This is a genomic window from Streptomyces sp. SP18BB07, from assembly GCF_036322545.1.
In the GTDB taxonomy this organism is placed as follows: domain Bacteria; phylum Actinomycetota; class Actinomycetes; order Streptomycetales; family Streptomycetaceae; genus Streptomyces; species Streptomyces deccanensis.
This window is the reverse complement of sequence record NZ_JAQYWT010000275.1, coordinates 60,474-82,749: the sequence shown is the minus strand read 5'-3', so window position 1 is coordinate 82,749 and position 22,276 is coordinate 60,474. Positions and strand designations below refer to the sequence as shown.

General features: G+C 70.9%; 18 protein-coding genes. 5 read left to right on the top strand and 13 right to left on the bottom strand.

The window, feature by feature from the left end; translation table 11 throughout:
• A partial coding sequence (locus PUR53_RS13990; RefSeq protein ID WP_329908459.1) for a GTP-binding protein occupies positions 1–415 on the top strand: 415 nt, incomplete at its 5' end.
• Between the two features lie 200 nt (positions 416–615).
• Here PUR53_RS13990 and PUR53_RS13985 read toward each other — a convergent pair.
• The 3 genes from PUR53_RS13985 to PUR53_RS13975 all read right to left on the bottom strand — a co-directional run bounded on the left by PUR53_RS13985 (position 616) and on the right by PUR53_RS13975 (position 4,968).
• A complete protein-coding gene (locus PUR53_RS13985; protein WP_033526882.1) occupies positions 616–810 on the bottom strand; it encodes an acyl-CoA carboxylase subunit epsilon in 195 nt (64 codons plus the stop codon).
• Positions 811–867: 57 nt separating this feature from the next.
• On the bottom strand, positions 868–2,451 hold the full coding sequence (locus PUR53_RS13980) for an acyl-CoA carboxylase subunit beta (protein ID WP_220646371.1): 1,584 nt from the start codon (positions 2,449–2,451) through the stop codon (positions 868–870).
• Positions 2,452–2,616: 165 nt separating this feature from the next.
• Positions 2,617–4,968 carry a polysaccharide lyase 8 family protein gene (locus tag PUR53_RS13975; protein ID WP_329908458.1) on the bottom strand — a complete coding sequence of 784 codons (2,352 nt, stop codon included), beginning with the start codon at positions 4,966–4,968 and terminating at the stop codon, positions 2,617–2,619.
• A gap of 147 nt (positions 4,969–5,115) precedes the next feature.
• Between PUR53_RS13975 and PUR53_RS13970 the strand changes: the two genes are divergently transcribed.
• Positions 5,116–5,733 (top strand): YceI family protein, encoded by a 618-nt coding sequence (locus PUR53_RS13970; protein WP_329897040.1) that lies wholly within the window; start codon positions 5,116–5,118, stop codon positions 5,731–5,733.
• 165 nt (positions 5,734–5,898) lie between these two features.
• Here PUR53_RS13970 and PUR53_RS13965 read toward each other — a convergent pair whose 3' ends face one another.
• Both PUR53_RS13965 and PUR53_RS13960 read right to left on the bottom strand, forming a co-directional pair.
• A complete protein-coding gene (locus PUR53_RS13965; protein WP_329908457.1) occupies positions 5,899–6,480 on the bottom strand; it encodes a YdeI/OmpD-associated family protein in 582 nt (193 codons plus the stop codon).
• 78 nt (positions 6,481–6,558) lie between these two features.
• Positions 6,559–7,431 carry an aminoglycoside phosphotransferase family protein gene (locus tag PUR53_RS13960; protein ID WP_329908456.1) on the bottom strand — a complete coding sequence of 291 codons (873 nt, stop codon included), beginning with the start codon at positions 7,429–7,431 and terminating at the stop codon, positions 6,559–6,561.
• Positions 7,432–7,696: 265 nt separating this feature from the next.
• On the opposite strand from PUR53_RS13960, the gene PUR53_RS13955 reads away from it, so the two are divergent.
• Positions 7,697–8,479, top strand: a complete 783-nt coding sequence (locus tag PUR53_RS13955; RefSeq protein ID WP_329897037.1) for a serine protease — start codon at positions 7,697–7,699, stop codon at positions 8,477–8,479.
• Between the two features lie 101 nt (positions 8,480–8,580).
• Here the strand turns inward: PUR53_RS13955 and PUR53_RS13950 are convergent, their stop codons facing one another.
• From PUR53_RS13950 to PUR53_RS13935, 4 genes are all read right to left on the bottom strand, one after another.
• On the bottom strand, positions 8,581–9,960 hold the full coding sequence (locus PUR53_RS13950; protein WP_329897036.1) for a hypothetical protein: 1,380 nt from the start codon (positions 9,958–9,960) through the stop codon (positions 8,581–8,583).
• 303 nt (positions 9,961–10,263) lie between these two features.
• Entirely contained in the window at positions 10,264–11,868 is a 1,605-nt protein-coding gene (gene cimA / locus PUR53_RS13945) for a citramalate synthase (RefSeq protein ID WP_329897035.1), read from the bottom strand.
• Positions 11,869–12,491: 623 nt separating this feature from the next.
• On the bottom strand, positions 12,492–13,580 hold the full coding sequence (locus PUR53_RS13940) for a branched-chain amino acid aminotransferase (protein ID WP_329897034.1): 1,089 nt from the start codon (positions 13,578–13,580) through the stop codon (positions 12,492–12,494).
• A gap of 262 nt (positions 13,581–13,842) precedes the next feature.
• A complete protein-coding gene (locus tag PUR53_RS13935; protein WP_239757438.1) occupies positions 13,843–14,886 on the bottom strand; it encodes a 3-isopropylmalate dehydrogenase in 1,044 nt (347 codons plus the stop codon).
• 166 nt (positions 14,887–15,052) lie between these two features.
• Between PUR53_RS13935 and PUR53_RS13930 the strand changes: the two genes are divergently transcribed.
• The gene (locus tag PUR53_RS13930; protein WP_329908455.1) at positions 15,053–16,627 is read left to right on the top strand and encodes a purple acid phosphatase family protein; all 1,575 of its coding nucleotides are present in this window, start codon (positions 15,053–15,055) and stop codon (positions 16,625–16,627) included.
• An 86-nt stretch (positions 16,628–16,713) separates the two neighbouring features.
• Here PUR53_RS13930 and PUR53_RS13925 read toward each other — a convergent pair whose 3' ends face one another.
• From PUR53_RS13925 to PUR53_RS13915, 3 genes are all read right to left on the bottom strand, one after another.
• Positions 16,714–16,845 (bottom strand): hypothetical protein, encoded by a 132-nt coding sequence (locus tag PUR53_RS13925; protein WP_005479955.1) that lies wholly within the window; start codon positions 16,843–16,845, stop codon positions 16,714–16,716.
• Positions 16,846–17,176: 331 nt separating this feature from the next.
• Positions 17,177–18,808, bottom strand: a complete 1,632-nt coding sequence (gene pruA, locus PUR53_RS13920; protein ID WP_329897032.1) for an L-glutamate gamma-semialdehyde dehydrogenase — start codon at positions 18,806–18,808, stop codon at positions 17,177–17,179.
• A 50-nt stretch (positions 18,809–18,858) separates the two neighbouring features.
• Positions 18,859–19,785: a proline dehydrogenase family protein gene (locus PUR53_RS13915; protein WP_329897031.1), complete on the bottom strand. Its 927-nt coding sequence runs from the start codon at positions 19,783–19,785 to the stop codon at positions 18,859–18,861.
• A gap of 489 nt (positions 19,786–20,274) precedes the next feature.
• On the opposite strand from PUR53_RS13915, the gene PUR53_RS13910 reads away from it, so the two are divergent.
• Entirely contained in the window at positions 20,275–21,477 is a 1,203-nt protein-coding gene (locus PUR53_RS13910) for a PucR family transcriptional regulator (RefSeq protein WP_443078101.1), read from the top strand.
• A 69-nt stretch (positions 21,478–21,546) separates the two neighbouring features.
• Here the strand turns inward: PUR53_RS13910 and PUR53_RS13905 are convergent, their stop codons facing one another.
• Positions 21,547–22,128 (bottom strand): DUF4240 domain-containing protein, encoded by a 582-nt coding sequence (locus PUR53_RS13905; protein ID WP_329908454.1) that lies wholly within the window; start codon positions 22,126–22,128, stop codon positions 21,547–21,549.
• Between the last annotated feature and the right edge of the window lie 148 nt (positions 22,129–22,276).

The window sequence follows — 22,276 nt, the reverse complement described above, 5'->3', positions numbered from 1 at the left end:
CGACCTCACCCACACCGGGGACAAGACGACCACCACGGTCGCCATGGACTTCGGCCGCATCACCCTCGACCAGGACCTGATCCTGTACCTGTTCGGCACCCCCGGCCAGGACCGCTTCTGGTTCATGTGGGACGACCTGGTGCGTGGCGCGATCGGCGCGATCGTGCTGGTCGACACCCGGCGTCTCGCCGACTGCTTCCCGGCCGTCGACTACTTCGAGAACAGCGGCCTGCCCTTCGTCATCGCCCTCAACGGCTTCGACGGCCAGCAGCCGTACAACCCGGACGAGGTCCGGGAAGCCCTTCAGATCGGTCCGGACACCCCGATCATCACGACGGACGCGCGGCATCGGTCCGATGCCAAGTCGGCGCTGATCACCCTGGTCGAGCATGCGCTGATGGCTCGCCTGCGGTAGCACCCGAGCCTTCGACAGGGACCTCTTCCTTTGCGGGAGGGGTCCCTGTTCGTTGTCGGGTGCGGGTGAGTGGGGGTTGCTCGCGCAGTTCCCCGCGCCCCTGAAAAGCGGGGGCTGCGCCCCGTGCTTTTCACCCCGCGGCCTACAACGCACGCAAAGGGCCCCCTCCCTGAAGGAAGGGGGCCCTTTCAAGCCACGGCTCAGCGCCAGCTGTGGGGCGCCCTGAACCCCGGCTCGCGCTCCAGGCGGCGCCAGCCCGCGCGGAGGCGGCCTCGGTGGACCGGTGTGGCCTCCGCCGGCTGCGCGGCCGCTCGGGCCATCAGCAGCGCGGTGATCGCGGCCACTTCCTCGGGCTCGGCGTGGCCCTTCTCGACGCGAATATCAGGAAGCTTCATGGGTGTCAGTCTCCGTGGGTGAGGTTTCCGCAGGGGTACCGCGAAGGAACCGTCGGGTTACTGCGGCGGGTTGCCGTGCTTGCGGGACGGCAGGTCCGCGTGCTTGGTGTGGAGCATCGCGAGGGAGCGGATGAGGACCGCGCGGGTGTCCGCGGGGTCGATCACGTCGTCCACGAGGCCACGCTCGGCCGCGTAGTACGGGTGCATCAGCTCGGCCTTGTACTCCTTGACCATCCGGACCCGCATCGCCTCGGGGTCCTCGGCCTCGGCGATCTGGCGCCGGAAGATGACGTTGGCGGCACCTTCGGCGCCCATGACGGCGATCTCGTTGGTCGGCCACGCGTACGTGAGGTCCGCACCAATGGACTGGCTGTCCATCACGATGTAGGCACCTCCGTACGCCTTGCGCAGGATCAGGGAGATCCGGGGCACGGTCGCGTTGCAGTACGCGTACAGCAGCTTCGCGCCGTGGCGGATGATTCCACCGTGCTCCTGGTCGACGCCCGGGAGGAAGCCGGGTACGTCCAGGAGAGTGATGATCGGGATATTGAAGGCGTCGCACATCTGCACGAAGCGCGCGGCCTTCTCGCTGGCTTCGATGTCGAGGACACCCGCGAGGGACTGCGGCTGGTTGGCGACGATGCCGACCACCTGGCCGTCGAGCCGGCCCAGCGCGCAGATGATGTTGCGGGCCCAGCGCTCGTGGACCTCCAGGTAGTCGCCGTCGTCGACGATCTCCTCGATGACCTTGGTCATGTCGTACGGCCGGTTGCCGTCGGCCGGGACCAGGTCGAGGAGGACCTCGCTGCGACGGTCCGCCGGGTCGGAGGGCTCGACGCGGGGCGGGTTCTCGCGGTTGTTCTGCGGGAGCATCGACAGGAGGTAGCGCACCTCGGCGATGCAGGTCTCCTCGTCGTCGTACGCGAAGTGCGCGACACCGCTGGTCTCGGCGTGCACGTCCGCGCCGCCGAGGCCGTTCTGGGTGATCTCCTCGCCGGTGACCGCCTTGACGACGTCCGGGCCGGTGATGAACATCTGCGAGGTCTCGCGGACCATGAAGACGAAGTCGGTGAGGGCGGGGCTGTAGGCCGCGCCGCCCGCGCAGGGGCCGAGCATCACCGAGATCTGCGGGATGACACCCGAGGCCCTGGTGTTGCGCTGGAAGATGCCGCCGTAGCCGGCCAGCGCCGAGACGCCCTCCTGGATACGGGCGCCCGCGCCGTCGTTGAGCGAGACCAGCGGGGCACCGGCCGCGATGGCCATGTCCATGATCTTGTGGATCTTCGTGGCGTGGGCCTCGCCGAGGGCGCCGCCGAAGATGCGGAAGTCATGGGCGTAGACGAAGACCGTACGGCCCTCCACCGTGCCCCAGCCGGTGACGACACCGTCGGTGTACGGCTTCTTGGCCTCTAGACCGAATCCGGTGGCCCGGTGCCGGCGCAGCTGCTCGACCTCGTTGAACGAACCCGGGTCCAGCAGCAGCTCGATGCGCTCCCGGGAGGTCAGCTTGCCCTTGGCGTGCTGCGCCTCGGTCGCCTTCTCGCTGGGGCCGGCCAACGCCTGGGCACGGATCTCGTGCAGTTCGGCCACTCGCCCGCGCGCGTCCGTCGGCTCACCCGGTGCCTCATCCAAAACGGTCATGTAGTGACCTTACGAAGCCGAGCGAGGAAAGCGGTCCGTCGACTCCGTACAGTCTCCGGCGTGTTTTCCTGGTACCCCTGAACAGAACCTCATCGGCATGCAGTCGAACCGACTGCTCAGGGGGTGTGCGGCTTGTAGGGGTCGCACAAAGGCCGGTCGGTCCGGTCAGGGGAGAGTCAGGTCACAGGTGTGGGTGGCGCAGGCCGTGCCCGGGGTGACGCGGAGCCGTAGGCGGCCGGGCACCGACTCCAGCACCTCCACCGGGTCGTCCGCCCGGATCACCCCGCGGCACGGGCCGTTCCAGATGATCTCCATCGGCTCGCCCGTGCGCGGTGGTTCGCTCACGCAGAGGGTAGCGGTCCTCCCCCGGCGGCGGACCAGCACGCTCGCCCCGGCGGAGGCGGTCAGCGGGCCCACCGTACCGGGCCGCCAGAAGTTCGCGCCGAGCAGCCCCAGCGAGGGGACGTGGACGGCCTGGCAGGTGCTGTCGTTGGCGAGGATCGACAACCAGCGGCGGTCGGCGGCACGGGCCTCGACGGCGTGGCGGGAGGCTCCGGGCATGAGCAGATAGGCGTAGCGGGCGTTCACCGGATCGGTGCCGTGGTCCAGCCAGAGGGTCTGCCAGCGCCGGGTGCGGCGCTCGGTCGTACTGCCGGTGTTGATGTCGGACCAGGCGCCGGTGCGGTCCTCGCGCAGGGTGCGCAGGGCACCGTCCGTCCGCGCCTCGGGGAAGACCCAGCCGCCGTGGCCCGCGAGGTGCGCCCAGCGTCGGCCCCGCAGCAGGGCCTGGGGCGCCGTGGCGGTGGTCTCCCCCAGGTTCCGGTTGTCGACCACCGTCTCCACCGGCACGCCGTCCGCGCAGCTGATCCCCGCCCCGAGGCAGATGACGGCGTCCGCGACGCAGAACCACGACTTGTGGGCCCGGAGCGTGGAGCCGAGGCCCGCGAGGTGCTGTCCGACGGCCGCGTACTCGCCGTCGGTCGTCCCGCCGACCCAGCGGACCGGGGGCTTCGGCGCGCCCCACTCGCCGCCCTCCCGGTCGGCGAGCCGCTTGGTGGAGACGGTGGTGCCGGGGAGGCGGTACCAGTCGACGGTGGGCCAGTACCAGTTCGTGTACTGGTCGCCGTGCCCGTCGGCCCACCACAGGGTCGTGCCCGAACCGGTGTGCCAACCGCGTGGGTTCTCGCCGTTGCCGCACTCGTAGTGGGCGATGCGGTCGGAGGCCATGGCGAGGTTCACCGTGAAGGCGGGCCGGCGGTGGACGGCTCTGTCCATGGCCTGGAAGAGGCGGTGGCCGACGGGTTCGGGCGCGGCGGCGACCGGGGAGGCGGCGACGGCGTGGAGCCGGGCCAGGTCCGCGACACCAAACTGGCGCGCCGTGAGGATCGGTGTCACCGTGTCGCGTTCGATCCACCCCTTGATCCGCCCGTGCCACCGCTCGCGCTCGGCGGCGGACGCGCCGAGCGCGAGGAGCGCGATCGCGGCGATGAGGCCGTGCCCGTGGAAGTGGTCGCCGCGCATGAGGTGCCGGTCGTCGCCCTTGAGGTAACCCCGGCTGATGGCACGGCCGTTGACGCTGTCCATCACCAACCCGTCGAGGATGAGCGGCGCGTAGGCCCGCTCCACGGCGTCGAGCACGTTCTGCCGGTTCGGATCGGTGACCGCCCAGCTCGACCCGGCCAGCAGCGTGAGGAGCCTGCCCAGTCCGTCGAGCATGACCTGGCCGTACGTGCCCGAGTAGGCGACCCAGGTGTGCTGCACGAACGAGCCGTCGGCGTAGAGGCCGTCGCCCCGGGTGACGTACGGGAAGACGGGTGAGAGGGCGTCACGGGCGAGGGCGATCTTCTCGGGGGCGCGGCCGAGGATGCCGCGCAGGGCGACGGAGCGGCAGAGGTCGACGCGGTTGGCGCCGGTGGAGGTGCCGGTGTAGTCGCGGAGCAGCGCGTCGGGGATGAAGTGGTCGATCGCCGCGCAGGCGTCGGCCCTGCGGGCGGGCGTCAGCTCGTCGTACAGGGCGGCGACGATGTCCAGCAGGAGGCGGGGGCTGCCGATCTGCCACTCCCACCAGTTGCCGTAGCGGGTGGTGCCGGGGTGGTAGACGGTCGTGGCGAGGTGGTCGAGGCCGCGCAGGACGTCCGCGAGGAGGGCCGGGTCGCCGGTACGGCCGGTGCCGGGCTGGGTGTACGCCTGGGCCATCGTCCACAGGCGGCTGTAGCTCTGGGTGATTCCGGCGGGCGGGTCGAAGGGGTGGCCCGGCCAGAGGGAGTTCGCGGTGGGCGCCATGGCCGCGCGGAAGGCGTGCGCGAGGTCGCCGGTCTCGCGCAGGCGGGTGGCGTAGGGCTCGGCGGCGGGGTCGTAGCCGTCGCCGAGCGCGATGGCGAGCCAGCGGTGACGGAGGGCGTCGTACTCCTCCTCGTCGGTGGCGTACGCGGCGTTCGCTGCGGGGTCGGGTGCGGTCGTCGTCGCCAGGGTCGCGGCGAGGAGCAGGAGGGTGCGGCGTGTGGGGGGCATGCCCATGCCGTGTACCACCCGAGCGTCGCCGGATCAACAACGCGTGACATGTCGATCACTGAATCGACACGGTTGAAACTTGAACGGAATAGGTCTACGGTGGGCCGTGTTCGGTTCGTTGAACATTGAACGACATCACTCAAGGAGCACGTCATGGGCATCTTCGGCCGCAACAACTCGACCACCGAGACCGCCGGCACCCCGGCGACCGTCTCCGCGGTGAACCCCGAACTCGCCGCGCTGACCGGTGACTACGCGATCGACGCGTCCCACACCACGATCGGCTTCACGGCCCGCCACGCCATGGTCACCAACGTCAAGGGCGCCTTCCTCGACTTCTCCGGCAGTCTGCACCTGGACGGCACGGACCCGTCCCGGTCCACCGCCTCCATCGACGTCCAGATGGAGAGCATCGACACCGGCAACGCCGACCGTGACGGTCACCTGAAGAGCGCGGACTTCTTCAAGACGGAGGAGTTCCCGACGATGACCTTCCGCTCCACGAAGGCGGAGGCCCTCGGCGGCGACGACTACCGCATCACCGGCGATCTCTCCATCCTCGGCACGACCAAGCCCCTCACCATCGACCTGGAGTTCAACGGCGCCGCCAAGGACCCCTTCGGCAACGAGCGCGTCGGCTTCGAGGGCAAGGCGGAGATCCTGCGCTCCGAGTGGGGCCTGACGTGGAACGCGGCGCTGGAGACGGGCGGCGTCCTGGTGTCGGACAAGATCAAGCTCACCTTCGACATCTCGGCGATCCGGAACGCGTGACCCCGTCGGCGGCGATGCCGCGCCGTCCCGACACACCGCCGAGCGCCCTCGCCCTTCGCCTGCCTCCCGGGCAGGAGGGCGAGGGCTCGGCATGTCCGCACGCGGGTACCCGGTTCGACGCCCGAAGGACGACGACGCCGGAGCGCTGAACTCACCGCGTGTCCGTCACCGGACCGCGCGTCCCTCCTCCAGCCTGGTCACGACCACCGCCGACCGGGCCGCCCGCTGCGACGGGGTACGTGCCCGCAGGACGCCGAGCATGGCGAGGTACCGCTCCGTCCTGCCGAGTTCGTCGAAGGCGGCCTTCGCGCGGGGGCTCCGCTCCAGTGCGGCCGCGAGGTCCTCGGGGACGACGGCGTTCTTCTGCGACTCGTACGCCGCCGCCCACCGGCCGTCCGCCCGCGCCGCGGCCACCTCCGCGAGACCACCGGCCCGCATCCGCCCGGCGGCGGTCAGCTCCGCCACCCGCCGCACGTTCACCATCGACCAGTCGGCGCCCGGCCGACGCGGGGTGATCCGCTGGAGGAAGTACGAGGCGTCGAGCCGACGCCGGACCCCGGTGATCCACCCGTGGCACAGTGCGACGTCATTGACGTCCCCGGCGCCGACGGAACGAATCCCGGCTCCCTTCTTGGCGACCTTGACCCAGAGGCCGCCGGACGCAGGAGCGGGGTGGGCGGCCAGCCAGGCGTCGAGGTGGTCGGCGTCGGGGAACGCGCGGGCTTCCAGGGCTTCGCGAGTGGTCATGCCCGGCACGGTAGAAGGGATCTAGGACGGTTTCTGTCCTAGAGTCCGAGGGCCCTGGAGCCCGAGAGCCCTGGATCCTCAGACGACCGCGTCCTCCAGCACCCGGTCGAGCACCCTGCGCTGCCGGCCCTCCGAGTCGGGGCTGGACAGTCCCGCCGTGCTGACCAGGGCCTTCCACAGTGCCCAGCCCCGGGCCCGTCGCCAGGCGTCGTCGGGCAGGCCGACGGCCTCGCGGAAGACCTTCCTCTCCTCGCCGGTGAAGTGGTTCCAGGCGATGACGAGGTCGCAGGCGGGGTCGCCGACGCCGGAGGAGCCGAAGTCGATGACGGCGGAGAGAACCCCGTCGGTGGTGAGGAGGTTCCCGACGGAGACGTCACCGTGGAACCACGTCGGCGGGGAGAGCCAGGCGGACGTCAGCGCCTGCGCCCACACGGCCCGGCAGGCGGCGACGTCGACGGAGTCGGCCAGCCGTTCCAGAGCCGCCTCGACCTCGTCGCCGTAGACGCTGGGATGACAGCCACGGAAGTACGAGTGCCGTCCGGCCGCCGGGCCCCGCCCGACCGGCGCCTCGCGCAGCCGGGTGAGGAAGTCGCCGAGGTCGCGGGCGAGCCGCGTCCCGTCGACGCCCGTCGCGGTCTCGACCGTCTCCCCCGGAAGCCACCGCCGCACCGACCACGGGAACGGGTACCCCGCCCCCGGCGCCCCGACGGCGACCGGCTCCGGCACCGGCACCGGCACATGCCGGGCCAGCTCGGGCAGGCATCGGTCCTCCTTGGCCACGGCTGCCACATAGCCCTCCGCGCTGGGCAGACGAACCGTCAACCGCTCCCCGAGCCGGAAGGTCCGGTTGTCCCAGCCCTGCCGGTCGACGGCTCTGACCGGGAGGTCGCTCCACTGCGGGAACCGGCTTGAGATCAGGGCGCGTACGAGCTCGGTCGAGATGTCGATCACCGGATCAGTGTGCGCGGTCCTCCGGCGCCGCCGCACTCCCTTTCCCGCGGGACGGTGGGGGACCGGCAGCGAGGCTGGCTGGTTCGCGCCCCTTGTGTGAGGGCTTCCGGCGTTCTCATAATCCTGCAACAGAAATTGACCTGGGCATGCCACCAGAGGCGATTTCATGTCGCTTGATTGGCATGCCCGCGTCATGCCTGCGGTTTCGGCAGTACGCGTCATCGAACGACTCATCGCATGTCAGCCCCCCACGGAAGGCATCACGTTGAAGCGACTCATCACCGCTCTGAAGAGATGTGCGGCTGTCGGTGCCGCCGCGCTCGCGATCGCCAGCCTGCAGCCCGTGTCGGCGGCGACGGCCGCGCCGGCGCCGGTGGTCGGCGGAACGCGGGCCGCGCAGGGCGAGTTCCCGTTCATGGTCCGGTTGTCGATGGGCTGTGGCGGCGCGCTGTACACGCAGCAGATCGTGCTCACGGCCGCGCATTGTGTCGGCGCGACCGGCAACAACACCAGCATCACGGCCACGGCCGGCGTCGTGGACCTGCAGAGCACCAGCGGCCGGGTCCAGGTCCGCTCGACCAAGGTGTACCGGGCCCCCGGCTACAACGGCGACGGCAAGGACTGGGCGCTCATCAAGCTCGCCTCGCCCATCAACCTCCCGACGCTGAAGATCGCCACGACCACCGCGTACAACTCCGGCACCTTCACCGTGGCCGGCTGGGGCGCGGCCACCCAGGGCGGCGCGCAGCAGCGTTACATGCTCAAGGCCACCGTGCCGTTCGTGAGCGACGCGACCTGCCGTTCCTACAGCGGCTACAGCGGGCTCATCGCCGGTGAGGAGATCTGCGCCGGTTACGCGGCGGGTGGCGTCGACACCTGCCAGGGCGACTCCGGCGGTCCGATGTTCCGCCGGGACAACGCCAACCAGTGGATCCAGGTCGGCATCGTCAGCTGGGGCATAGGCTGCGCCCAGCCCAACGCCCCCGGTGTCTACACCGAGGTGTCCACCTTCGCGTCCCAGATCGCGACGGCCGCGGCCACGCTCTGAGCGACGCGCCGCAGCACTCGCGTACGACGTCCACGGGCCCGGCGGCTCCCAGCGCCGGGCCCGTGTCCGTGCCCACGGCCGGCCCGGGGCGGGCGAGGGCCTCAGAAACCTCCGCCGAAGTCTCCGCCGCCCCCGAAGTCCCCGCCCCCGCCGAAGTCGCCACCTCCGAAACCGCCGCTGAAGTCGTCCGTGTCGAAGTCGCCGCCCGAGACGTCACCGCCTCCGTAGCCGGAGGCCGCGCCGAAGTCGCCGTACCCGGAGCCGTACATGGCCGCGTACGAGGGGGTGGCCATCATGCTGCCGAGCATGGTGCCGACGAGGAGGCCGGGGAGGATGCCGCCGCCGAAGTAGCCGCCCGCCCAGGGACCGTAGGCGGGGCCGGCGTCCCAGTAGGGGCGGCGGGCGCCGGACACCGTCTCCACCTCGCGGATCATGGGGTCCTGGCCGTCGGCGAGGCGGGCTTCGTCGGCGGCGCAGACCGGCACCTCGCGCGCGGTGCCGACGCCCGGGGTCCACAGCACATCCGCGACCGACGGTCCGTGGCGCGGGTCGAAGAAGCAGGGGGCCCGGCGCTCCGGCAGGGGGCGGCCCTCCCTGCGGGCGGCGAGCTGGGCCAGGGAGAAGCGGCCGTCCTCCAGGGTCTGGGTGACTGCGCGGACCTCCTCGGGGCGGGTGGTCGCCGCCATGAGGGACTTGGCCTTCTCGTAGGCGTCCAGGGCCCGCTCGTAGTCGGCGCGCATCACGTCGTCGGCGCCCGCCTCGGCGGGGTGGAAGTCCAGGCGCTCCAGTTCCTCGCCGAAGGCGGTGATGTCCTCGTCCACCACCACGGCGAGCTTGGCCAGCGCCTCGCGGCGTTCCTCCTCCTTGCGGCGGCGGTTCCGGCGGACCAGCGCGTACGCGCCGACGCCGCCCGCCGCCACGACCGCGCCCGCCGCGGCCAGGGCACCGGCGTCGACGCCCGCGTCACCGCCGTCGCTCCAGCTCGACGGGGCCGTGCCGCCCGGGTTGCTGCGCAGGGCGTCGTCCACGAAGTCGTTGAGCTGGGCCTTCGGGTCGCCGGCGCCCTGGACCGCGGTGACCAGGTTGGCGACGGCCTCCTGGCTCAGCACACTGCTATCGGCCCGGGCGTCGAAACGGTCGCCGAGGCGGACGCCGTAGAGGCCGGTGACGCCCGTCTCGGTGCGGAGGTTCTGGAAGAGGTTCTCGCTCGGGTAGCCGGCCGGGAGGACCGCCACGAAGATCGGCTCGTCCGCGTCCTCGATCTTGTCCGAGAGGGCCTCGGCGTCCGCCGAGGAGAGCAGGTCGGTGGCGGCCGGGTCGACGTAGACGGGGGCCTCGCGCAGGGCCGCGGCCACCGTGGACAGGTCGGTGGCCGCGTGGGCGCTCGGCGCACCGACCGACAGCACCGCCAGGGCCGCCGCGGCGAGCGGCGCGATCAGCAGGCGGAGGAGGAGATGACGTCGACCCGGTACGCCTTTCATACCTTCGAAGCTACCTCGATCGTCACGAAAACGGACGATTCGATCAACAGGTCCCGTGAGTGCCTGGGCAGTCGAATGGACGGCTCCGCGGTCGGGGGGGGGCGTGTACGGGGTGGGGTTTTCGGGGTGCGTCGTCGGGTGCGGGTCGGTGGGGCTTCTCGCGCAGTTCCCCGCGCCCCTGAAGGTGCCTTCGGCCCTTCATCGAAAAGCACGGGGCGCAGCCCCTGGTTTTAGGGGCGCGGGGAACTGCGCGACCAGCCCCCACCCACCCGCACCCGGCAACGCAAGCGCACCCACCCGGGCCTACTCCGCCGGCTCGACCCCCGCGCGGAGCAAGCCGTACGTGTACGCGTCCTCCAGCGCCTGCCAGCTCGCGGCGATGACGTTCTCGGCGACCCCGACCGTGGACCACTCCCCCGTCCCGTCCGTCGTGGAGATGAGGACCCGCGTCGTGGAGTTCGTGCCGTGCTTGCCCTCCAGGATGCGGACCTTGTAGTCGACCAGCTCCAGCTTGGCGAGCTGGGGGTAGATCTTCTCCAGGGCGACGCGCAGGGCGCGGTCGAGCGCGTTCACCGGGCCGTTGCCCTCCGCCGTGGCGACGATGCGCTCGCTCTTGGCCCACAGTTTGACGGTGGCCTCGTTGGCGTGGCTGCCGTCGGGGCGGTCCTCGACGATGGCCCGCCAGGACTCCGTGCGGAAGTAGCGCTGCGGCTTGCCGGCCACCTCGTCGCGCAGCAGGATCTCGAAGCTGGCGTCGGCGGCCTCGTAGGTGTAGCCCTTCAGCTCGCGCTCCTTGACGCGCTCGACGACCCTGCCGACCAGCTCGCGGTCGTCGCCGAGGTCGACGCCCAGCTCCTTGCCCTTGAGCTCGATGGAGGCGCGGCCCGCCATGTCGGAGACCAGCATCCGCATGGTGTTGCCGACCTGCTCGGGGTCGATGTGCTGGTACAGGTCCGGGTCGACCTTGATCGCGGAGGCGTGCAGGCCCGCCTTGTGAGCGAAGGCGGAGACACCGACGTACGGCTGGTGGGTGGAGGGGGTGAGGTTGACGACCTCGGCGATCGCGTGCGAGATCCGCGTCATCTCGCGCAGGGCGCCCTCGGGGAGGACCTTCTTGCCGTACTTCAGCTCCAGCGCGGCGACGACCGGGAAGAGGTTGGAGTTGCCGACGCGCTCGCCGTAGCCGTTGGCGGTGCACTGGACGTGGGTCGCGCCGGCGTCGACGGCGGCCAGGGTGTTGGCGACCGCGCAGCCGGTGTCGTCCTGGGCGTGGATGCCGAGGCGGGCGCCGGTGTCGGCGAGGACGGTGGCGACGACGGCCTGGACCTGGGCAGGGAGCATGCCGCCGTTGGTGTCGCAGAGGATCACCACGTCGGCGCCGGCCTCGGCGGCGGTACGGACGACGGCCTTGGCGTACTCGGGGTTGGCGCGGTAGCCGTCGAAGAAGTGCTCGCAGTCGACGAAGACCCGGCGGTCCTGGGAACGGAGGTACGACACCGTGTCGCGGACCATCTCCAGGTTCTCGTCGAGGGTGGTGCGCAGGGCGAGTTCCACATGACGGTCGTGGGACTTCGCGACCAGGGTGATCACCGGGGCGCCGGAGTCGAGCAGGGCGTTGACCTGCGGGTCCTCGCTCGCCTTGCCGCCCGCGCGGCGGGTGGCGCCGAACGCGACCAGCTGGGCGTGCTTGAAGTCGATCTCCTTCCGCGCGCGGGCGAAGAACTCGGTGTCGCGCGGGTTCGCGCCGGGCCAGCCGCCCTCGATGAAGCCGACGCCGAAGTCGTCCAGGTGCCGTGCGATGGCCAGCTTGTCCGCGACCGTGAGGTTGATGCCCTCGCGCTGGGCGCCGTCGCGCAGGGTGGTGTCGAAGACGTGGAAGGAGTCGTCCAGTGCGCTGGTTTCCGTCATGGTGTCAAGGCTCCTGCTGTTGGATCCCGCTGGATCTCGGTCTGTACCGGAATGACCGGCTCCACCGCCCCCAATGGTCCCTCACGCTGCGCTCCCGGCTGAAGGTGGGCCAGAAAAGCGAAAAACCCCTCGCGGGTGCGAGAGGTCTGCGCGCGGGTCGAGGACGACGGTGTCCACCCGTACCTGGTCGTACGTGGCGGTCACTGCGGACCGGCGCGCCTGCTGCCAATAATCATGGCGAACGAGAGCACGGCGGCAGTCTGGCACAGACCGTCCCCGTGCTCACCGTCCGTCTCAGGATGCGAACAGCGTGCTGATCACGTCGGTGTCGGTGCGCGCGGATCTGCTCGCGGTCACCGCGTGTGGCGTACGAAGACGTCCCGGGCGTCGTTGGTGTCGCGGCCCGCATCAGGGACGGGTTCCGGGACTCGAAGCCGATCCGGCGGCCGCCGTCGGCGATCGCGCCCGGTTCGACGGAGGCCGTGGCCGTGCCGCCGGTGGCGTCCGGGCTGAGCAGGACCGTGGTGCCCCGCTTCAGGTCCCGTCCAGATGTACCGGGCGGCGCGGCAGGGCCGCCGCGGACGTGTCGTCCGGGGCGGCCCTGAGGGGAGTCGCGGTCGGTGTCAGCCCAGTTCGTGCATCCAGCCGTGCTTGTCCTCGACCGTGCCGCGCTGGATGTTCAGCAGCGCGTCGCGGAGCTTGAGGGTGACGGGGCCGGGCTCGCCGCCGGACTGCTGCCAGGCGGCGCCGGTGCGCTTGACCGTGCCGACGGGGGTGATGACGGCGGCCGTACCGCAGGCGAAGACCTCAGTGAGGGCGCCGCTCTCGGAGTCGGCCTGCCACTGCTCGATGGAGATCCGGCCCTCCTCGGCGGCGTAGCCGAGGTCGGCGGCGACCGTCAGCAGGGAGTCACGGGTGACGCCCTCCAGGATGGAACCGGTGAGGGAGGGGGTGACGATGCGGTCGCCGTACACGAAGTACAGGTTCATGCCGCCGAGTTCCTCGACCCACTTGCGCTCGACCGCGTCGAGGTAGCAGACCTGGGCGCAGCCCTCGGCCGCCGCCTCGGCCTGGGCGAGGAGGGAGGCGGCGTAGTTGCCGCCGGTCTTGGCGTCGCCCATGCCGCCGGGGACGGCGCGGACGTGGTCCTCAGAGACCCAGATGGAGACGGGCTTCACGCCACCGGGGAAGTAGGCGCCGGCCGGGGACGCGATGACCAGGAAGAGGTACTCGCCCGCCGGCTTGACGCCCAGGCCGACCTCGGTGGCGATCATGAAGGGGCGCAGGTAGAGGGATTCCTCACCGCCATGGGCCGGGACCCAGGCCTGGTCCTGCCGCACCAGCGCGTCACAGGCCTCGATGAAGGTCTCGACCGGCAGCTCCGGCATGCCGAGCCGGCGGGCGGAGGCCTGGAAGCGCCGGGCGTTCTTCTCCGGACGGAAGGTGGCGACGGAGCCGTCCGGCTGGCGGTAGGCCTTCAGCCCCTCGAAGATCTCCTGGGCGTAGTGCAGGACCATGGTGGCCGGGTCCAGGGAGAGCGGCGCGTACGGAACGAGCTGGCCGTCGTGCCAGCCGCGGCCCTCGGTCCACTTGATGACGACCATATGGTCGGTGAAGTGGCGGCCGAACCCGGGGTCGGCCAGGATCGCCTCGCGCTGCGCGTCGGAAAGTGGCGAGGCCGAGGGCTTGAGCTCGATCGTGGGCGTCGTCATGAGTGGTTGTCCTTCACCGGTTGTGTGTGACGGGCCGCGCTCACGTCCGCACTGCCGGTGGCGAGTCCTAGGACGTCCGAGCATTGCCTCATTCGGCGGCTCCGCGTTCGATTATCGCAAGCGGAGTCGGCGGACGAAAACGGCGTGAATGCGACCCGGGGATGATGGTGACACCCGGCGGGACCCTGGGGAAGTCATACGGAAGCCGCCGGGTGCTGGTGCGACCCGGCGGCTTTCGAGAGATTCGAGTGAGCGCGGCGGGTCAGCCGGCTACTCGTACGGCGAGGGCGTCGCCGATCTCGGCCGTCGAACGGGCGGGCTTGCCGACGCGCTCCGCGAGGTCGGCGGAGACGGCCTCCTCGATGCGGGCGGCCTCCCCCTCGTAGCCGAGGTGACGCAGGAGCAGGGCGACGGACAGGACCGTGGCGGAGGGGTCGGCCTTGCCCTGGCCGGCGATGTCCGGGGCCGAGCCGTGCACGGGCTCGAACATGGACGGGAACTCGCCGGAGGGGTTGATGTTGCCGGAGGCCGCGACGCCGATGCCGCCGGAGACGGCCGCGGCGAGGTCGGTGATGATGTCGCCGAAGAGGTTGTCGGTGACGATCACGTCGAACCGGGCCGGGTCGGTGACCAGGTAGATCGTGGCTGCGTCGACGTGGATGTAGTCGGTGGTGACCTCGGGGAACTCCTCGGCCACCTTGTTGAAGATGTTCGTCCACAGGTGACCGGCGAAAGTCAGCACGTTGTTCTTGTGGACGAGGGTGAGCTTCTTGCGCGGGCGGGCCTGGGCGCGGGCGAACGCGTCCCGCACGACACGCTCGACACCGAACGCCGTGTTGACGGAGACCTCGGTGGCGACCTCGTGCTCGGTGCCCTTGCGGATGGTGCCGCCGTTGCCGGTGTAGGGGCCCTCGGTGCCCTCGCGGACCACGACGAAGTCGATCTCGGGCTGGCCGGCGAGCGGGGTGGCGACACCGGGGAGCAGCTTCGACGGGCGCAGGTTCACGTGGTGGTCGAAGGCGAAGCGGAGCTTGAGCAGGAAGCCGCGCTCCAGGACCCCGGAGGGGACGCTCGGGTCGCCGATGGCGCCGAGCAGGATCGCGTCGTGCTTCTTCAGCGCGTCGAGGTCGGCGTCGGTGAGGGTCTCACCGGTGGCGTGGTAACGCTGGGCGCCGAAGTCGTACTCCTTGGTCTCCAGCTTCACATCCTGCGGAAGGACGGCGGAGAGGACCTTGAGCCCCTGGGCCACGACTTCCTGACCGATGCCGTCACCGGGGATCACTGCGAGATTGAGGCTGCGAGACATGGCGGCACCGTACTCCTTGTCCCACGGGATGACACGAGGTGTCCGCGATACGGACGTTGCCCTCGACCGCAATACGGACGCACGGTCGGGTGAGGCTGCCCACACGTCACCACGCGTTCACCCGTACGGGGGGCGGGTGTTGGGATTCACTGGGAAGTTCGACAGCATGGATATACCCGACTTCGGCATCCCGCCGCAGCTCGCGCGCCGGATGAGTATGGCCGAGCAGCACGAGTACCTGCGTACGAAGCTGTCGCGCCGCCGCACCCTGGTGGCGGCGGGCTCGCTGGCGGCGGGCGGGCTGCTGACCGGCTGCGGCGGTTCCGATTCGTCGGCCTCACCGAACGCGACGACCTCGGCCCCGTCGCCCGCCACCTCCAAGGCGCCCGGTTCCGTGGTCACCCCCTTCGGCCGTCATCTGGCGTTCGGCGCCGATCCGAAGACACAGATGCGGGTCTCCTGGCAGGTGCCGCTCGCGGTGAAAAAGCCTTATCTGCGGGTGGGGTTGAAGCCCGAGGAGCTGACCCGGAAGGTCGAGGCGGAGGTCCGTGACCTGCACACGCCGGGGATCGAGGGCGTGCGCCTGGAGCTGGAGCAGTACTACCTGCACGCGGCCCTGGACGGCCTGCGCCCCGGCACGACGTACTACTACGGCGTCGGCCACGAGGGCTTCGATCCGGCCGCCCCGGCCCACCGTTCCACGATCGGCACCTTCCGTACGGCACCCGCCGCGCCGGAGAAGTTCGTGTTCACCGCGTTCGGCGACCAGGGCGTCGGCAAGGCCGCGGCGGCGAACGACAACCTGATCGTCCGCCAGAAGCCCGCCTTCCACCTTCACGCCGGCGACATCTGCTACGCCAACGGCAACGGCAAGGGTGTGGAGTCGGACGGCTACGACCCGGGATTCTGGGACCTGTTCCTCAAGCAGAACGAGCCGGTGGCCAGGTCCGTGCCGTGGATGGTGACGACCGGCAACCACGACATGGAGGCGTGGTACTCACCGGACGGCTACGGCGGCCAGCTCGCCCGCTGGTCCCTCCCGGACAACGGCTTCGATCCCCGTTCGGCGCCGGGGGTGTACGCGTTCACCTACGGCAACGTCGGCTTCGTGGCGCTGGACGCGAACGACGTGTCGTACGAGATCCCCGCCAACCTCGGCTACTCGGGCGGCCGGCAGACCAAGTGGCTGGACCGGAAGCTGGGGGAGCTGAGGGCCGCGAAGGGCGTCGACTTCATCGTCGTCTTCTTCCACCACTGCGCCTACTCGACGTCCTCGCACGCCTCCGACGGCGGTGTCCGTGACGCGTGGCTGCCGCTGTTCACCAAGCACCAGGTGGACCTGGTGGTCAACGGCCACAACCACGTCTACGAGCGGACCGACGCCATCAAGGACGGCAAGGTCGGCAGGCCGGTACCCGTCGGCGCGTCCACCGACCCGACCCGGGACGGGATCGTGTACGTCACGGCGGGCGGCGGCGGGCGCGATCTGTACGGCTTCCCGTCCGGCGTGAAGGAGAGCTACGAGGGACACGTGACCCGCCACGACGCCGTCGAGACGTTCGAGTGGACGAAGTCCCGCAGGTCGAAGGCGGAGACGGTGGAGTGGTCGCGGGTGCGCTACCGGGGGTTCTCGCTGCTCTCGGTGGAGGCGGAGAGCGGCGCGCGGCCGGCCCTGAAGGTGTCGGCGCTGGCGCAGAACGGCGACCGCGTCGACCACTTCGAGGTGCGGCGCGGCGCGTGAGACGTCCGCTCACGGCCGCACCGCACCCCGAACGGGTGCGGCTCCCGGCTGGTGGGGGCACCGAAGTGCCCGGCCGGGCGGGCGGCTCAGTGCCCGGTGGAGCCGCCGTTGTCCCGGCGGTCGAGGGCGCGCTGCAGGGCTGCGGCGGCGTTCTTGCGGTCGGACTCGGTGGTCCGGGAAACGTGACGGACTCGGCGGCGGACGGTCGTCTCGGCCATGGGGAATCGACTCCTTCGAGGCAATCCGGAGTACGGAAACGGGAGGGTTACGAGACGCCGGATGGGGCGGGGAGCGGGGCCGCAGGGGTTGCCTGCCTCGGGCTCCGGCTCACGACCGCCATTCGCTGGATCGAGCGAGACGTTCGGCTCCTACAAAGCTAGGTGAGCTCGGCGCATCTGTCTCCACAGTTAGTCGGACTTCCTACTATCTGAGACGGTGGAATGGATCACACGCCGCTGACCTGCGGTTTCCTTGATCTCGCCGAACGCGGCGACGCCCGGCCCCTCCATGACGGGAGGGGCCGGGCGTCGCTGGACGGTGGCCGGTGGGTCAGCCCATGTGCGGGTACGTGTAGTCGGTCGGCGGGACCAACGTCTCCTTGATCGCGCGGGTCAGGGTCCAGCGCATCAGGTTCTGCGGGGCGCCGGCCTTGTCGTTGGTGCCGGAGGCACGGCCGCCGCCGAAGGGCTGCTGGCCGACGACGGCGCCGGTGGACTTGTCGTTGATGTAGAAGTTGCCGGCCGCGTAGCGGAGCTTGTCCATCGTGTACGCGGCGGCCGCACGGTCGCCGGAGATGACCGAACCGGTCAGGGCGTAGGCCGACACCGACTCCATCTGGGTCAGCATCTCCTCGTAGCGGTCGTCCTCGTAGACGTGCACGGCGAGGAACGGGCCGAAGTACTCGGTGGTGAACACCTCGTTCTCCGGGTCGGTGCACTCGACGACGGTCGGGCGGACGAAGTAGCCGACCGAGTCGTCGTAGCTGCCGCCCGCGACGATCGTGCAGGTCGGGTCGGACTTGGCGCGGTCGATGGCGGCCTTGTTCTTGGCGAAGGAGCGTTCGTCGATGACGGCGCCGATGAAGTTGGACAGATCGGTGACGTCACCCATGGTCAGGTACTCGACCTCGGCGGCGAACTCCTCCTTGAAGCCGGAGTTCCAGATCGACGCGGGGATGTACGCCCGGGAGGTCGCCGAGCACTTCTGGCCCTGGTACTCGAAGGCGCCGCGGGTGAGGGCGGTCTTGAGCACGGCGCGGTCGGCGCTCGGGTGCGCGACCACGAAGTCCTTGCCGCCGGTCTCGCCGACCAGGCGCGGGTACGACCGGTACTTCTCGATGTTGGCGCCGACCGTCTTCCACAGGTACTGGAAGGTCTTGGTCGAACCGGTGAAGTGGATGCCGGCGAGGTCGGGGTGCTCGAGGGCGACGTTCGACACCTCGATGCCGTCGCCGGTGACGAGGTTGATGACGCCCTTGGGCAGGCCCGCCTCCTCCAGCAGCCGCATGAGCAGGACGGCGGCGTGGGTCTGCGTCGGGGACGGCTTCCACACCACCACGTTGCCCATCAGCGCCGGGGCGGTCGGCAGGTTGCCCGCGATGGCCGTGAAGTTGAACGGCGTGATCGCGTAGACGAAGCCCTCCAGCGGGCGGTGGTCGAGGCGGTTCCAGACGCCCGGCGAGTTGGCCGGGGGCTGCTCGGCGAGCAGGTCACGGGCGTACTTGACGTTGAAGCGCCAGAAGTCGACCAGTTCGCAGGGACAGTCGATCTCGGCCTGCTGGGCGGTCTTCGACTGGCCGAGCATGGTGGAGGCGGCCAGCGTCTCGCGCCAGGGGCCGGCGAGGAGGTCGGCGGCGCGCAGGATGATCGCGGCGCGGTCGTCGAAGGACATCGCGCGCCAGGCGGGCGCGGCGGCGAGGGCCGCGTCGATGGCGTCCTGGGCGTCCTGGCCTGTGGCGTTGGCGTAGGTGCCGAGGCGGGCCTTGTGGTTGTGCGGCTGCACCACGTCGAAGCGGTCGCCGCCGCCCATCCGCTTCTCGCCGCCGATGGTCATCGGCAGGTCGATCGGGTTCTCCGCCAGTTCCTTCAGCTTGACCTCCAGCCGGGCGCGCTCGGGCGAGCCGGGGGCGTAGCCGTGCACCGGCTCGTTGACGGGGGTGGGGACCTGGGTCACAGCGTCCATGGGTTCCGTAACTCCTTATTGAGCGGTGTGTGCGAGCCGTTGTGTGGGGCTCAGCCCTTGCTGACCATGGCGCGGAGGAAGAACCGCAGGTTGGCGGGCTTCTCCGCGAGGCGGCGCATGAAATAGCCGTACCAGTCCGTGCCGTACGCGGTGTAGACCCGCATCCGGTGGCCTTCGGCGGCGAGCCGCAGATGCTCGTCGCCGCGGATGCCGTACAGCATCTGGAACTCGTACTCGTCGAGCTTGCGTCCGGCGCGGTGGGCGAGTTCCTGGGTGATGGAGATGAGGCGCGGGTCGTGGGACCCGATCATCGGGTACCCCTCCCCGTCCATGAGGATCTTCAGGACGCGGACGTACGCCTTGTCGATCTCGGCCTTCTGCTGGAAGGCAACGTCGGCGGGCTCCTTGTAGGCGCCCTTCACCAGCCGCACCCGGCTGCCGTTCTCCGCCAGGCGGCGGGCGTCGGCCTCGGTGCGGAAGAGGTAGGCCTGGATGACGCAGCCGGTCTGCGGGAAGTCCCGGCGCAGCTCGTCGTGGATGGCGAACATCGAGTCGAGGGTGGTGTGGTCCTCGGCGTCGAGCGTGACGGTCGTCCCGATCGCTGCGGCGGCCTCGACGACCGGGCGGACGTTGGCCAGGGCCAGCTCGTGGCCGCCGTCGAGGGCCTGGCCGAAGAGGGAGAGCTTCACGGACATCTCGGCGCGCTCGCCGAGTTCCAGCTCCTTCAGCCGGTCGATCAGCTCCAGATAGGCGTCGCGGGCGGCGGCGGCCTGCTCCGGTCGGGTGATGTCCTCGCCGACGACGTCCATCGTGACGTCGAGACCGCGGCCGGTGAGCTCGCGGATGACGGGGACGATGTCGTCGACGCGTTCACCGGGGATGAAGCGGTCGACGACCTGCTTGGTCACGGGCGCCGCCGAGATCAGGCGTCGTATCCGGTCGCTGCGCGACGCGGCGAGAATCACGGGACCCAGCACGGGGCACCTCCACATACCAGCAGATAGAACCACCGTGAAACCTAAGGATCCCCCCGTTCGCCGACCATCGACAGCTGTCACGCATTCGTGCCGCAGATCTCAGACAGATGTATGAAGGAGGTGGGGGTCACGTTGGGGACCGGCTTGGGGAGAGGCCCGGGGACCGGCTTGGGGAGAGGCTCGGGGACCGGCTTGGGGAGAGGCTCGGCGGCCGCCTCGCGGTAAGGCCCGGGGGCCGCCTCGCGGAAGGCTGGAGGCCCCCTCGCGGAAAGGCTCAGGGGCCGCCTTGGGGCAAGCCCTGTGGAGAGCCTCGGGGACCGCCCTCGGAGCCCGCCTTCGGCACCGCCTCAGAGACCGCCCTCGGCACCACCTCAGAGACCGCCCTCGGAGATCGCCTTCGGCACCGCCTCGGAGACCATCTTCGAGACCGCTTCGGAGACCACCTCGGGGACCGCCCTCGGGTAAGCCCTGGGGAAGAGCCCTGGGGGTGTGCGGGAGAATGCGTGGGTGACGTCGGAATCCGCATCGCCCCACCCGCTGGGTGGGTATCAGGACCTCGTCGACGAGATCTCCGCGCTGCTCGGCGCCCCGGCGACGCTGGAGAACCGTGACTTCGAGCTGATCGCCTTCGGCGCCTACGACAGCGAGGGCGAGCTCGATCCGTCGGCCCTCGACCCGGTCCGCACCCGCTCGATCCTGACCCGCCGCTCGACGACGGCGGTACGGGAGTGGTTCGAGGGCTTCGGCATCACCCGGGCGACCGGCCCGGTCCGGATCCCGCCGACCCCGGAGGCGGGGGTGCTCCGGGGTCGGGTCTGCCTCCCGGTACGCCATCGGGGGGTCGTCCTCGGTTACGTCTGGCTCCTGGACGGCGACCCGGGCCCGACCGACGCCCAGCTGTCCGCCGCCATGGCGGTGACCTCCCGCATCGGCGCCCTCCTCGCGGACGAGGCCCAGGCCGGCGCCGATCTCACCCGCGAACTGCGCGCGGTCCTCACCGCCGAGCGCGACTGGGAGCGCGACATGGCCGTGGCGGAGCTGCGCGCGGCCCTCGGCCCCCGCGGCGACGGCGTCCACACGCTGGTGTGCGTGGCCCCCTGGCCGTCCCCCGACCCGGACGACGCCCCTTCCTTCCGCACGGTGCCGGGAGCGACCGCGCTGTGCACGGTGCCGTGGGGCGCGGCGGGCCAGGGCCTGGCCCTGCTGGTACGGCTGCGCTCGGCCGACGTACCGGCCCCGGCGCTCACCGCCGCCGCCCGGCTGCTGGAACGCGCGGGCGCGCACGCGGCGGCGGGCGTCTCGGGGGCCCGCGCGGGCCTCGCCGAACTGGGCACCGACTGGCGGGAGGCCTCGGCGGCGGCCCGGGCGGCGCTGGCTGAGCCGCGGCTGGGCCCGATCGCCGAGTGGCGCTCCATCGGCCCGTACCGGCTGCTGACCGCGCTGCCTCCCGGCCTCCCCCAGGACCCGGCCGTCCGTGCCCTCCTCACCCCCGCCCACCGTGAACTCGCCCACACCGCCGAGGTCTTCCTCGACCACGCGGGCCAAGCCGGGCGGACGGCGGCCGAGTTGGGCATCCACCGACAGACCCTCTACTACCGCCTCTCCCGCGTCGAGCAGCTCACGGGTCTGCGCCTGACCGACGGCGAGGACCGGCTGCTGCTGCACATGGCACTGAAGGGGACGCGGCTGTGAGGCCGCCGGTGAGCGTCGACTCGCCGGCACAGCCGGTGAGCGCCGACTCGCCGGCACAGCCGGTGGGCGTCAGCGCGACGTGGGGAGCGGGAACAGCGCGCTGAGGCGGGGCAGGCGGCGGTGCGACTCCTCGTCGTCGCGGGCGTCCCAGCGTTCACCGACCGGGTCCCCCGACTCGGGGTCGTCGCCGCCGAGTCCGTCCATGGCGTCGTAGAAGTCCTCCTCCGTACGCCCCGTGACGTGTTCGTAGGCCCGCGCGGCCACATAGTCCAACTCCTCCCACTCCAGCCACTCCTCCTCGTCCCAGAGCTGCGGCGAGCGGCCCGCGAGCCGTCGCACCCCGGGCACGTCGGCCAAGGAGTCCGGGTCTCGGACGGCCCGGTGGAACCCGTCCCGGCCCAGACCGACCAGCCAGAGGCGGAAGTAGAAGAAGCTGTCGTCGGAGCACCAACCCATGATCCGGTCGGCGGCGCCCCACAGGTCCCAGGTGAGCGAGGGGGCCAGCACGCGGTCCAGGCTCGTCTGGAACCGCAGGATCTCGGGCTCCGGCCCGCCCGCCAGCCGCGCGCGCAGCCACTCCAACCGCTCGTCGGGGTCCCGCGTCGCCCGTCGGCAGCCCTCGATCACGTCCCAGAAGGTCTCGTCGTCCACGGCCCCACCATGACAGGGGGCACTGACAACGCCCTCCAGCCTGTGTGTTCGGGATCGGGTGGCGGCATCGTGGTGGCGCGAAACCGCGCTTCTGAAAATGATTGTCATCGTGTTACGGTCAGGCACGTTGAATCTTTGACCACGCCTT